At 33.3% G+C, this 13,844-nt stretch carries 12 protein-coding genes; 8 read left to right on the forward strand and 4 right to left on the reverse strand.

Annotated features, from left to right (window positions below):
• Positions 1-28: 28 nt before the first annotated feature.
• The 4 genes from ACPX19_RS07165 (at position 29) to ACPX19_RS07180 (ending at position 6,774) form a co-directional block, all read left to right on the forward strand.
• Positions 29-2,539 carry a DUF5686 family protein gene (locus ACPX19_RS07165; RefSeq protein WP_426432381.1) on the forward strand — a complete coding sequence of 837 codons (2,511 nt, stop codon included), beginning with the start codon at positions 29-31 and terminating at the stop codon, positions 2,537-2,539.
• A gap of 71 nt (positions 2,540-2,610) precedes the next feature.
• Positions 2,611-3,138 (forward strand): inorganic diphosphatase, encoded by a 528-nt coding sequence (locus ACPX19_RS07170; protein ID WP_426432382.1) that lies wholly within the window; start codon positions 2,611-2,613, stop codon positions 3,136-3,138.
• 122 nt (positions 3,139-3,260) lie between these two features.
• Positions 3,261-5,702 (forward strand): sodium-translocating pyrophosphatase, encoded by a 2,442-nt coding sequence (locus ACPX19_RS07175; RefSeq protein ID WP_426432383.1) that lies wholly within the window; start codon positions 3,261-3,263, stop codon positions 5,700-5,702.
• Positions 5,703-5,775: 73 nt separating this feature from the next.
• Positions 5,776-6,774 carry an App1 family protein gene (locus tag ACPX19_RS07180; RefSeq protein ID WP_426432384.1) on the forward strand — a complete coding sequence of 333 codons (999 nt, stop codon included), beginning with the start codon at positions 5,776-5,778 and terminating at the stop codon, positions 6,772-6,774.
• Here the strand turns inward: ACPX19_RS07180 and ACPX19_RS07185 are convergent.
• The 4 genes from ACPX19_RS07185 to ACPX19_RS07200 form a co-directional block, all read right to left on the reverse strand.
• Positions 6,771-7,385, reverse strand: coding sequence for a deoxynucleoside kinase (locus tag ACPX19_RS07185; protein ID WP_426432385.1), 615 nt, complete (start codon positions 7,383-7,385; stop codon positions 6,771-6,773). The genes ACPX19_RS07180 and ACPX19_RS07185 overlap by 4 nt on opposite strands.
• Before the next feature lie 3 nt (positions 7,386-7,388).
• Positions 7,389-8,171 (reverse strand): hypothetical protein, encoded by a 783-nt coding sequence (locus tag ACPX19_RS07190; protein ID WP_426432386.1) that lies wholly within the window; start codon positions 8,169-8,171, stop codon positions 7,389-7,391.
• A 156-nt stretch (positions 8,172-8,327) separates the two neighbouring features.
• Entirely contained in the window at positions 8,328-9,011 is a 684-nt protein-coding gene (locus tag ACPX19_RS07195) for a response regulator transcription factor (protein WP_426432388.1), read from the reverse strand.
• Positions 9,004-10,503: a sensor histidine kinase gene (locus ACPX19_RS07200; RefSeq protein ID WP_426432390.1), complete on the reverse strand. Its 1,500-nt coding sequence runs from the start codon at positions 10,501-10,503 to the stop codon at positions 9,004-9,006. The genes ACPX19_RS07195 and ACPX19_RS07200 overlap by 8 nt, the downstream gene beginning before the upstream one ends.
• Before the next feature lie 150 nt (positions 10,504-10,653).
• Between ACPX19_RS07200 and ACPX19_RS07205 the strand changes: the two genes are divergently transcribed.
• The 4 genes from ACPX19_RS07205 to ACPX19_RS07220 all read left to right on the forward strand — a co-directional run bounded on the left by ACPX19_RS07205 (position 10,654) and on the right by ACPX19_RS07220 (position 13,835).
• On the forward strand, positions 10,654-10,998 hold the full coding sequence (locus tag ACPX19_RS07205) for a hypothetical protein (protein WP_426432392.1): 345 nt from the start codon (positions 10,654-10,656) through the stop codon (positions 10,996-10,998).
• 14 nt (positions 10,999-11,012) lie between these two features.
• A complete protein-coding gene (locus ACPX19_RS07210) occupies positions 11,013-11,864 on the forward strand; it encodes a GLPGLI family protein (RefSeq protein WP_426432394.1) in 852 nt (283 codons plus the stop codon).
• An 89-nt stretch (positions 11,865-11,953) separates the two neighbouring features.
• Positions 11,954-12,835 (forward strand): GLPGLI family protein, encoded by an 882-nt coding sequence (locus ACPX19_RS07215; RefSeq protein WP_426432395.1) that lies wholly within the window; start codon positions 11,954-11,956, stop codon positions 12,833-12,835.
• A gap of 112 nt (positions 12,836-12,947) precedes the next feature.
• Positions 12,948-13,835: a GLPGLI family protein gene (locus ACPX19_RS07220; RefSeq protein ID WP_426432396.1), complete on the forward strand. Its 888-nt coding sequence runs from the start codon at positions 12,948-12,950 to the stop codon at positions 13,833-13,835.
• Positions 13,836-13,844 lie beyond the last annotated feature (9 nt).

Below are 13,844 nucleotides of genomic sequence, written 5' to 3' on the forward strand. Positions count from 1 at the left end.
TGGTCGTTAATGAAGTTTATTTTTGGATATGAAGTTAAAACTACTTGCAGCCCTTATATTTATCACATTAACCTCTGCTTTTGCCCAAACAAAGGTGAGCGGCTATGTATTTGATGTTAATGATGAGCCAATTCCATTTGCCAATGTTATTTTCAAGGGATCTACAGAAGGTACAATTACAAATGAGGATGGTAGATTCTATTTAGAGTCTGATGAGACTTGGGAAGCGCTGATGGTTTCTTTTGTTGGATATGAGGTTTTGGAATACCCACTTACAAAAAGGGTGAATTACGATTTAAGATTTGTGCTTAAAGAAGAGGCGGAATCGCTAAAAGAAGTTGTTGTAGTTAGTGGAAAGCAATCTAAAAAAGCCTCTGAAAATCCTGCAATACGCATTCTAAAAAAGATTTGGGAGCGCAAAAGACAAAATGGACTTAGTCAATTCAAACAGTACGAGTATAATCAATACGAAAAAGTAGAGTTTGATTTAAATACAATAGATAGTGCTCTTATAAAGAGTAAATTATTTAAAGGTATGGAGTTTGTTTTTGAAGAAGTAGACACTTCATCAGTAACTGGTAAAACCTATTTGCCTATTTTCTTAAACGAATCAGTAAAGAAAGTATATGGTGATAATATTCTCAATAAGAAACGAGAGGATTTAGTAGGAAATAAAAACTCAGGTTTTAGCAACAATCAAGTCATAATAGATTTTATTGACGATTTATATTCAGATTACAATATCTATAATAATTATTTGAAGTTCTTCGATAAGAGTTTTGTAAGTCCTTTAAGCCGCACAGGTATTCAGACATATAATTATGTCCTCTCGGATAGTGCATTTATAGATAACAAATGGTGTTATAATATCATTTACTATCCAAGACGAAAAAATGAACTCACTTTTAAAGGAGATTTTTGGGTTAACGATTCTACTTATGCAATAAAGGAAATTAACCTTCAAGCATCTAAAAGTGCAAACATCAACTGGGTAAAGGAAATATATATAGAACAGGAGTTCGAAGTTTTAAATGATTCGGTGTTCTTAATAAAAAGAGATTATTTCTTGTCAGATTTTGCATTGAACAAGAAAGAAAAGTCACGAGGTGTTTATGGAAAACGAACAACGCTTTATGATAACTATAAGTTCAATGAGCCAAAAGATGAAAAATTCTATGAGAAGGTAGTTTACAGTTATGATGAAGATGTATACAACCGAGAAGATGAGTTCTGGGAAAAGAACAGATTAGAAGCACTAAATAAAGATGAAAAAGGTGTCTACAAAATGTTAGATACTTTAAGAACAGTAAAGAAGTTTAAAAGACTCTATAATCTCGGGAGCATTCTAGCTTCGGGTTATATAGAATTCCCGAGCATTAATTTCGATTATGGTCCTATTTTCTCAACATTTGGTTTTAATGAGGTCGAAGGTTTAAGACTTCGTACGGGAGGTCGTACCTACTTTGGGCCAAATGATTTGTGGAGGCTAGAAGGATTTTTGGCTTATGGTTTTAGGGACGATAAATTTAAGTATGGTATATCAGGTAAATGGTTGCTTGACAAAAGGAGTCGGTTTACAATTTTTGGAGGAAATAGACGAGATGTTGAGCAGATTGGCGCAAGTTTAACAAGCTCTACAGATGTTCTGGGTAGAAGTTTGGCCTCTAGTGCTGTTTTTACAGCTGGTGCTAATGATAAACTAACCAATATTAATTTAACCAATCTGGGATTTTCAATAGAACCCTTAAGGAATTTTGAAATTCGTTTAGATGGAAGTTTCAGATCTTTGAGGTCTGCATCAGAGACATTTAGTTTAGATTATAATGACCCTGAATCTTCAACAGGAATTTCCTCGGAAATCAAACAGTTTGAAAGTAGATTGGCATTGTCCTATTTTCCTAAACGACAGATGACCGGTTTTGGTGTGGAACGTAAAGAGAAGAATGATAATTTTGCTAGACTTTTTGCACAAGTTACCCGTGGAGATCGCGATTGGTTTGATAGCGATTTTGATTATACAAAAGTACAATTCTCATATATTCAACCATGGCAAGTTGGTGGATTTGGTCGTTTGATAACGTCAATTGAAGCTGGTAAAACTTTTGGAGAAGTACCTTTAGGTCTACTAAGTGTTGTACCAGGTAATCAAACGTATTTTTCAATCTATAATACATTCTCACAACTCGACTTTTATGAGTTTGTAACCGATACTTATACTTCTGTGCATTTAGAACACAATTTTAATGGTCGCTTGTTTTCGAGGATTCCTTTTTTAAAGAAATACAATCTTAGGGCTATAGTTGGATTACGAGGTGTTTGGGGTGAACTATCTGATGAAAACATTGTTTTAAGTACAACAGGGAACCCACTGGAATTTCCTTTAGTAGCACCTGATACCCGTATGTATTATGAATATAGTTTTGGTGTAGCAAATATTTTTAAGATTCTAAGAATTGATTTCAACTTTAGAGGTAATTATTTAGATAATCCTGATGCAAGACGTTTTGGTGTAACGGGTAGTTTTGGTTTCTATTTTTAAGATATAATTTAATCACGACGTTTTGCAATACCTTAGTCTTGGGTTATATTTGCAGTCTTTAAAAATTTTCCATGGAAGCAAACAATGCACTAACTTTTGACGTTTTAATAGAAATCCCTAAAGGGAGCCGTAACAAGTATGAATATGATTTTGAATTGAAGAAAATCCGTTTCGACAGAATGCTATTTTCTTCAATGATGTATCCTGGAGATTATGGTTTTGTTCCAAAAACATTGGCACTAGATGGAGACCCTTTAGACGTATTAGTTTTAGGACACGAGCCAACATTTCCAATGTGTGTAATGGAGGTAAAGCCTATAGGTGTGTTCCATATGGCTGATGAAAAAGGTCCTGATGAAAAAGTTGTTTGTGTTCCTGTTTCAGATCCAATTTGGAGCTTAAAGGAAGATATTAGCGATCTTAATCCGCATCGTTTGGATGAAATAACACACTTTTTTCAAGTATATAAAGACTTAGAAAAGAAAAAAGTTGATGTAGGAGGTTGGGGGGATGCAAAAGAGGCAACCGATATTGTTAAAAAGTGTATTGATAGGTATAATCATAGTCATCACAAGACTAACGGTGATTTTATGATATAGATTACTTATGGATAGAAATAGAGAAACCCTTTTATATTCACGATAAAAGGGTTTCTCTATTAACATTAATTTACTACTTTTGCCCAGTTTTAAAAGCGAATAACTAATCATAATAAAATAATATGGAATCAAACATAATTTATGTACCAATGGCATTGGCAATTATAGGATTGCTTTTTATGTTCGTTAAAATGTCTTGGGTAAAAAAACAACCTGCAGGTGATGAAAAAATGCAAAGCATTTCTAAATCAATTAAAGAAGGAGCTTTAGCGTTTTTGGCTGCAGAATATCGATTACTACTAATTTTTGTAGTAATGGCGGCAGTGGCGCTTGGAATAGTGTCTTATATAGTGCCAACAACACATTGGATTATAATAGTTGCTTTTATTTTTGGTGCGGTTTTTTCTGGTCTTGCAGGAAACATAGGTATGCGTATAGCTACTGATGCCAATGCTAGAACAGCTGAGGCTGCAAAAACGAGCTTACCTCATGCCTTAAAAGTATCTTTTGGTGGTGGAACTGTGATGGGGCTAGGTGTAGCAGGACTTGCTGTATTAGGAATTAGTTTGTTCTTTTTTATATTCCTTAAAATGTTTGTCACTGGCGAAGGTGCTTTTTATGATGAAATGACAGTTGCTCTTGAAGCCTTAGCAGGATTCTCTTTAGGTGCTGAGTGTATAGCTTTATTTGCAAGAGTTGGTGGAGGAATCTACACAAAAGCTGCTGATGTAGGAGCTGATTTGGTAGGTAAAGTAGAAGCTGGGATTCCAGAAGATGATCCACGTAACCCAGCTACTATTGCTGATAACGTTGGTGATAATGTTGGTGATGTTGCAGGTATGGGAGCTGATTTATTTGGGTCTTATGTGGCTACGGTTTTAGCTGCTATGGTGCTTGGTAACTATGTGATAAGAGACATGTCTGCTACAACGCAATTTACTGATGCCTTTAATAATATGGGGCCAATTCTTTTACCTTTAGTTATTGCTGGTGTAGGTATTTTAGCTTCTATTTTGGGTACATTCTTAGTGCGCATTTCTAGCAATGATGCTAAGGAGTCAGTTGTTCAAAAAGCATTAGATACAGGTAACTGGGTTTCTATAGGAATTACTTGGGTAGCTTCTTGGTTTTTAATCCGTTGGATGTTGCCAATGACTATGGAAATGAACTTTTTTGGTGAGGGTATTAAGACAATTCCTTCTAGACATGTGTTTTATGCAGCTACTATTGGTTTGGCTGTAGGCGCTTTGATTTCTATGGTAACAGCTTATTATACAAGTTTGGGTAAAACACCGGTTTTAAAAATCGTTAAGAATTCATCTACTGGTGCCGCTACTAATATTATTTCTGGTTTAGCAGTTGGAATGAAATCTACTTTCTTATCTGTAATCCTTTTTGCAGTAGCAATATGGAGTGCTTATGTATTAGCAGGATTCTATGGTGTGGCTTTAGCAGCTTCAGCAATGATGGCTACTACAGCAATGCAGTTGGCCATTGATGCATTTGGGCCTATTGCTGACAATGCAGGAGGTGTAGCAGAAATGAGTGAATTAGAACCTCACGTTCGTGAGCGTACGGATATTTTGGATTCAGTTGGGAACACAACAGCAGCAGTAGGCAAAGGATTTGCTATTGCATCTGCAGCTTTAACAGCATTAGCTTTATTTGCTGCTTATGTAACGTTTACAGGTATTGACGGCATCAATATTTTTAAAGCACCGGTGTTAGCAGCATTGTTTATTGGTGGAATGATTCCTGTAATTTTTTCTGCCTTAGCCATGGAGTCTGTTGGTAAAGCAGCAGGACAAATGGTTGAAGAAGTAAGAAGGCAGTTCAGAGAAATACCTGGAATTATGGAAGGTACAGGTACACCAGAGTATGGGAAATGTGTGGATATTTCAACAAAAGCAGCTTTAAAAGAAATGGTTATCCCAGGTCTTATCACTATAGTAACTCCGGTTGTAATGGGAATTGGCACGGCATTAGTTAACGATAACTTTTTACTTGGAGCAGAAGTTTTAGGTGGTTATATGGCTGGAGTTTGTGTGTCTGGTGTAATGTGGGCTATTTTCCAAAATAATGCTGGTGGTGCGTGGGATAATGCTAAAAAATCATTTGAAGCTGGTGTAGAAATTAATGGAGAAACGTTCTATAAGCATAAAGAAGACAAACCTTCACCTCCTCACCAAGCGGCAGTAACTGGTGATACTGTTGGTGATCCTTTTAAAGACACCTCTGGTCCTTCAATGAACATATTAATTAAATTAACATGTTTGGTAGGTTTAGTAATAGCACCAATTTTAGGTGGTCATTCATCTGAAGAAGGTTTGGCTAACAATGAGGATGAAGTATCAATAGAAATGACGGTTGAGTCTAAAGATATGGCTAAAGCTACAGTAAACTATTCCACTATTAAGAATGGTGAAAAAGTATCTGAAGTTATTATTTTTGAAGGTACTGAAGCTGAAGTAAAAAAAGAATTAAAAGCTTTTGAAGCAACTATTAAAAGTGAAGCTAAAGAAATTGAGAAAATTATTGAAGAAGTAAATATTACAAAAGAATAAATTTTTAATAACTAATTATTAAAACCACGCTAAACAGCGTGGTTTTTTTATTTTTACGTATTAAGATTAATAGATGTTAAAAAAAGATCCACTACAAATCATTGCATTTCAGGGTTATGGCACAGATATCCATTTCTATGCACGTGGAAGAGCTTTAGAAGATGAGTCTATTAATCTTGAAAATCAAAATACTTGGCATCTCATTGTTAATACATGGAAACGTTTTGAGACTGATGAAATTAAAAACGTTGGTGTCAATATAAAATTACCAAATGGAAATATTTTAAAAGGGCAAACAGATAGAGATGGTTATTATAAAGTTGAAGCTAATTTATCTGAGCTATCTAAACTTACTAATGACGAAGGTTGGTTACCTTTTGAATTGTCTTACAACGATGTCAACATCAAGAGAACTATTCAAAATGAAAATAGATTTCCAGGAGAAATACTGATACCTTCTAGTAATTCACAATTTGGTGTTGCCAGTGATATTGATGATACTATAATTCATACAGGTGTTGTCAGTACTTTAAAATGGAAAGTTATTTATAATTCAGTATTTAAACATGCTAAAAATAGGATTCCTCTTGAAGGTGCAGCAGATTTTTATCATAGGCTGCATAGAGGAGTATCAGGTAAAAATGCCAATCCTATTTTCTATGTAAGTCACAGTCCATGGAATCTCTACCGCTACCTTGAGTTGTTTCTAAAACAACATAACTTTCCTAAAGGGCCTATATTACTAAGGAATTTTAGTAATCTACTTAGGAAAAAGTCTCAAGATGAAAAGCCTCAAAAGCAAAAAGAAATTCTGAACTTATTAAAAACCTATCCTAATTTACCATTTATACTAATTGGTGATAGTGGTGAACAAGACCCAGATATCTATATGGAAATAGCTGAAGAATTTCCCGACAGAATTTTAGCTATTTATTTACGCAGTGTTAAACACAAAAAGAAAATGATTAGAGTAAAATCTCTTGTGGATAATTTCAAAACAACAGAAGTTTTATTAGTCGAAAGTAGTATTCAAGCCATTGAGCATGCAAAAAAACATGGGTTTATTGCTTAAAATAAACCGTTAATTTCTGCATCAATCCTATTAATAATACCACCTAAATCTTCAGGATTGGCAACAAAGTCCAAATTGTCAACATCTATAATTAACAAGTTGCCCTTATCGTATGTCGTAATCCAAGCCTCATAGCGTTCATTCAGTCGGCTTAGGTAGTCAATACTAATGGTGTTTTCGTAATCACGACCACGTTTATGAATCTGAGCTACCAAATTAGGGATAGAACTTCTAAGATAAATCAATAAATCAGGACCTTTAACGAAGGATTCCATCAATTCAAATAATGACGAGTAATTCTCAAAATCACGATTGGTCATTAAACCCATAGCATGCAGGTTTGGTGCAAAAATATGCGCATCTTCATAGATAGTTCGATCTTGTATAATGTCTTTGCCACTATTTTGAATCTGACTAATCTGACGAAACCTACTGTTTAAGAAATATACCTGCAAGTTGAAACTCCAACGTTCCATTTGATTATAAAAATCATCCAAGTATGGATTGTCTACAACATCTTCTAATTGGGCTTCCCACTTATAATGTTTAGCTAACATTTTAGTCAAAGTAGTCTTTCCTGCTCCTATGTTTCCAGCAATGGCAAAATGCATAATTTATTGTAGTTTAAGTTGGTATTGACGTAGAATTTCGTCGTGGTAAATATACAAGGTTTCATTGGTTACCAAAAACTGACTTATTAACAAATTTGGTTGCTCAATAGGTTTTATTTTGTCACTGTCTTTAGATAATAAAAACAGATTGTCTTCTTTTTTTAAAACCAAATGGGCTTTGCTAAAAGCCATGGTTTCATAACCGTTATTAGGATGTTTTGCAATTAAACTCCCAAAATAATTATAGATATAAAGATACTTTTCGGTAAGCATGTAGCAATTATTATAGTCGCTCTTTAAATCTAAAACTTCAGATTGTACAGGTACTGTTCTTAATTTGATGTTATTGGCTTTATAATCATATAGCTCTAGCTGTTGTAAATCTTGATTAAAAATCCAAAGTGTATTGTCGTAGCCTGTTGATACAAAGCTAACATTCTTATAGTTTTGAAGTGTGTTGAAGTCTACCTTGAAAATTTCGGCCAAGCGATTATCTAAAATAATTATGGTATTAAAATCCTTATAAAAAAGATTAATTTTTAATGGGTTGAAGGTATTTGCAGTTGTAATCTCGCCAAGTTGAAAATTAGCATATGTAATAATTGTGTCTTTCATTTTTTTATTGAAGGTATTATTGTCTGTAGCATAGTATAACGTACCAAAAGTGTCTACACCAAAAATGGACTTTGCCTTTATTGTGGTAGAATCCTTGATTTGTACCTGTACTTTATCTTGAGCAAATGCAGAAAGACTAAACAGAAAAAAGAAATAAACTAAATATTTCATACTAGACAGAAAAATACAAAAATTACACCAATGATTGTGTCATTCTGAACTAGTTTCAAAATCTTTTTAAAAAAGATGTTTAAGAATTAATAGAGATGCTAAAATACCTGCCTGAGGGCAGAAAGGAATTTAGCAATACAAAAAAGGTATAATGACTTAATCCGTTAGTTTATAACCAAAGCCGCGAACATTTATAATTTGTATGCTTTCATCCTTCTTGAGTTTTTTTCTGAGTTTTGTGATAAAGACATCCATGCTCCTTGCAGAGAAAAAATCATCTGTTCCCCAAAGTTTGTTTAAAATTAAAGAACGGTCTAAAACCTGATTTTTGTTTTTTATAAGATGAAATAGCAGATGTGCTTCTCTATGTGTTAGTTGAACGGACTCTTCATCTTCATACTGGAGTTGCTGCTTTGGAAAGTCAAAGGTGTAGTTGCCAATTACCAAGCTTTCGGCTGTTTTTTGAACTCTGGTGCGATTCAATAAATTATGAATACGTACAATAAGTTCTTCCATACTAAAAGGTTTTTTAAGATAGTCATTTCCTCCAATAGAAAATCCTTCAACCACATCTGATGTTTGAGATTTAGCGGTTAAAAATATTATTGGAACGGAATCATCAATAGCTCTAATGTCTTTTGCTAAAGTAAACCCATCTTTTTTTGGCATCATAACATCCAATACCAAGATTTCAGGTTGTTCTGACTGAAATTTATCAAAGGCTTTTTCACCATTTTCGCAAAGAATGACTTCAAAATCTCTGGTTTCTAAACTTTCTTTTATGATTTGTCCTAAGGCAGCTTCATCCTCGGCTAGTAGTAATCTAATTTTTTCAGCCATTTGGTACAGTGATTTTAAAGGTTGTTAAATCTTTACTTAGACTTACATTAATGTTACCACCATGTTTTTCAATAATAGATTTGGTGTAATATAACCCAATACCAAAACCTTTAATATCGTGTGTGTTTCCTTTTGGCACACGGTAGAATTTTTCAAAAATTCGTTCCTTATTAGCTTTAGAGAGAGTGTTGCCATTATCTGAGATTAAAATTTCGAAACTTTTATCTTTTGGAATTAAATCTATTGAAATAATATTGCCACCATATTTTACCGCATTGTCTAGTATATTATTTAGTGCATTTTCAAAATGAAAAACATCAACCTTAGTTTCTAAATGTTCAACTTTTAGACTTATATTAAATTCCTTTTCAGGAAACTGAATTTTATACCTGTGTGATAAATCATCCAGAAGGGTCACAACATCTACAGATTCTTTATTAAGCTCTAACTTGTCGCTATCTAATGTTGCTGTCTCCAATAATTTTTCAACCATAATATTGAGTTTCTCTAATTGTTGGGAAGACATGTTTATATAGTTTTTTGTTTTCTCTTTGTCTTCAATGGCATTAAAATTATTGATGCTTTCTAGAGCTACTCCTATGGTAGTAATAGGTGTTTTAAACTCGTGTGTAATATTACTTATTAAATCATTTTTTACTTCAGCTAGTTGTTTTTGATGCTTAATGATTTTTAATAGATAAAAGAGACTACTTATAACAGCCGCAATAAGTAAAGTAGAAATAAGGATGCCTCCCAAACTTCTTTTTAATACTAGTTTTGTTTCATTAGTAAAGCTAATATCTAGTTGGCTTCCTTTTGGTAAAAAGGTAGACTTTGATGAGGTGTGTAGCTTGTTTTTTAAATTTGGTAATGAGTCTTTGTTTTTTCCTCTATTGAAGTGTAAATCATAATCTAAAAAAAGTTTCTTTCTTAAAAATTCTTGATTCACTAAACTATCTAATTCAATAAGATCTAAGCTGTCACTACTTATAGATACGACTATCTTTGAGGTTAAAATTTCAAATTCAGAAATGTCCTTGATATTTTTTTTTTGCTTTATACTATCTAGTTTCTTTCCAAAATCTGCTGCTTTGGAAGGCTTTATTTGTTTATCTATAACTTTAGACATAGAATCTGCCTTAAAACCTGTAAGTACGGTAATACCTTCTATATCACTAATATCTATTTGATCTATATTCTTAAAGCCAAAAGAATCGTCTTTGATGTCTTTTAAAAATTTTTGAATTCGACCCCCTTCTTTCAAAGGGTCTTTTCGTTGATCGCCTTCCAAGAAAATCCCAACAGTGGTCCGTTCAGCTAATGCAGCATAATAATCATCTACAGCTTTATCTAAACTTACTTGTACATCATTAATAAGTTGCTGCTTATTGGACAGGTAGTTCTTATAGTTCCAAAATACTTGAATGCTAATTGTAGCGCTAATTACAGCCACAATAGTATACAATATCCATTTATATCTTTTATCGTTCATACCTCAAAAGTAAATGTAAAAAACTACTTAGCATCAATCGATTAACACACGTTAACACTAGTTAACTCAAATAACAAAACTTAGTCTAGATATTTGTGCTGTATTAATCAATAAAAAACAACAGTTATGTTTAAAAAATTAGTTCTTTGTATGGCGCTGACAGTAGCATCAATAGGATTTAGTCAAAGCCAAATAGAAGGCAGTGTTAGTAATTTATCACAAAATAAAATTACTAATTTAGAGATGGTTGTTACTGTAGATTCAGCAAAAGATATTGAAAACACGTTTAAAGTTGAAGACATTGAAAAAATCCTAAAAGAAACAAAAGAGAATGAAGTTATCACATTCAGTCTTATCTGTAATGGGTCTATGATGTCTAATGAAAAAAAATCCACTATAACCTACAAAATTAAAGGGAACTCCAGTGAACCAGAAGAATTCTTAACTTTAGTTACCAAACTTAGAAAATCAGCTATTGAGTACTACGAAAATTAAAAATCAATCAAAAAATGAACACAATTATTAGAGTTTTAGTTATTGCGTTAACGGTAGTTTTTTCTACCATTAATGCTCAAGAATTTCAGGGAATTGCAACATATAAAACGCAAAGGCAAGTAGATATTAAGCTAGATAGCACTCAGATGAATGATGAGATGCAAGCTAGAATGCTAGAAATGATGAAGAAACAATTTCAAAAAACCTTTACGTTAAACTTTAACAAAGAAGAATCAACTTATAAACAAGAAGAAGAATTGGATAAGCCAAACGTTGGCATGGGAGGCGAATTTCAGATTGTTTCAATTGGCGGAGGTGGAGGATCAGATATACTCTATAAAAACACAAAAGAGCAAAGGTATTCTGAACAGGTAGATACTTATGGAAAGATTTTTTTAGTTAAGGATGAAATTGAAAAAATCGACTGGCAGCTAGAGTCTGATACCAAATATATTGGAGAATACCAATGCTACAAGGCAACATACAAAAAGATGGATGAAAAGCCAAGAGTGGTTTTTAATAGTGATGATGAAGAAAAAGAAGATAAAGAGCCAGAAATGGAAGAGCGTACAGTTACTGCTTGGTACACACCTCAAATTCCAGTGAATCACGGACCAGACAATTATCAAGGACTACCAGGTTTAATCTTAGAAGTTCATGACGGAAAGTTGACCATTGTATGTAGCAAAATTGTATTAAATCCTGAAGATAAAGTGGATATTACTGAGCCAGAGAAAGGAAAGGTGGTAAATCAAGAGAAATACGAAGAAATTATGGATAAAAAGGCCAAGGAAATGATGGAGAGGTTTCGACCAAGAAAAGGAAGGGATAATGGTGAAAGCATCGAAATTAGAATTGGAGGCTAAAAATTTGTAAATGTTAATTTTATGGTAAAGCAATCATTTTTGTTTAATTAAATTTTAAATTCGTTTAACAAAATTTAAAAACCTTTATTATGAAATCAATATTCTTTAAAACGAGTTTTGTTCTTTTATTGCTCTTAGTTTTTGGAAAACTTAGAGTAAATGAGGGTAAAGAAACTTACAATAAGTTCAATAATGATTTCCAGGGACAAGCATTTTATATTTCTAAGTCTAAGATGGAACTTGGAAGATGGGGAGATCGATTAAGCGAAGCACAGAAAAAGCAAATAGAAGCTAGGTTAAAGAACAGATTGGAAAAGGAATATATTTTGACCTTTAATAAAGAAGAAGCTTTGTTTTATGAGGATGAAAAGTTAGATGCAATGTCTGGTGCAACAGATTCTTGGGGAAAAAATTTCTCGCCCGGTAAGCAATATAAAAATGTTAAGACCAATACGCAAATCCAGAACCAAGAGTTTTATGGTAAGCAGTTTTTGGTTAAAGATAAACTATTAGATATTAATTGGGTACTAGGTAAGGAAACCAAGCAAATAGGAAATTACACTTGTTTTAAAGCTACGGCATCTATACCTACAAATGAATTGGCTTGGTATGATTTTTCTTGGAGTAGATTGCGTAACTCAGATAACACTACAGAAAAGCAAAGTGATTCTATAAATAAAACAAATGAGGAGCCTAATGTGGATATGACAGATGTAGAAGCTTGGTATTCACCTCAGGTTCCAGTAGGTCATGGACCTCTAGAATATTGGGGTTTGCCAGGTTTAATACTAGAAGTGAGCGCAGGCAATACTGTTATGTTATGTACCAAAATAGTCTTAAATCCGAAAGAGAAATTAGAAATTGTTGCACCTGAAAAAGGTAAGGAAATTACCAAGGTTGAGTACCAGAAAACCATCGTTGAAAAAATGGAGGAGTTTCGGAACAATCGTATGGGTAGAAGTAGAGGTTAATGTATTAACATAAGTTTAACGCAATTAAATTTAACAAATAGCATCTAAAAAAGTCTAAGTAATTACTTAGAACAATACATTTACATTTGTTAAACAAGATTCAACCTTTAAAATGAAAAAATTACTTCAAAACCTTGCAACATTAGTTTTACTATGTTTTTGTTCAATTTCATTTGCCCAAAAAGACTTTCAGGGTAAAGCTTATTATATGTCTAAAACCACTATGGATCTTGACCAATGGGGAGGGCGAGAAATGAGTACTGAACAAAAAAAACAAATTCAAGAACGAATGAAAAGCTTCCTTGAAAAAGAATTTGTTCTCACGTTTAACAAAGAAGAGTCTATTTACAAAGAAGATGAAAAATTAGAAGCACCTGGATCTGGAAGAAGTTGGGGAGGTTTTGCAAGTAGCTTTACAGGTGGTCCAAAGTATAAAAATGTAAAGTCTAAAGAATTATTACAAGATCAGGAGTTTTTTGGTAAACAATTTCTAATCAAAGACGAATTAAAATCTTTAGAATGGAAAATGGGAACTGAGACTAAGCAAATAGGTAATTATACATGTTTCAAAGCCACAGCTACAAAAACGGTAGATGAATTTGATTGGAGAAGCATGAGACGTCGAAATGATAGCGATAGAGACGAAGGCGAAAAGAAAAACGATTCTATAAAGAAAGATAATGATCCCATGAGTGAGATTGAGATGCCGAAAACTATCGAGGTGGTAGCATGGTATACACCGCAAGTGCCAATTAACCAAGGGCCAGATGATTATTGGGGTTTACCGGGTTTAATCTTAGAAATCAATGCAGATAGAACAACAATACTTTGCACTAAAATAGTCATGAATCCTGAAGAAAAAGAAGATATCGAAAAGCCAAAAAAAGGTGATGAGGTAACAAAAGCAGAGTACAACGAAATCATCACTAAAAAAATGCAAGAAATGCGCGAGATGTACGGTGGTCGCCGAGGTGGTGATGGTAGAGGAAGAAGAAATTAAAAAATCTAA

Source organism: Winogradskyella sp. HB-48, assembly GCF_049942685.1.
GTDB lineage: Bacteria > Bacteroidota > Bacteroidia > Flavobacteriales > Flavobacteriaceae > Winogradskyella.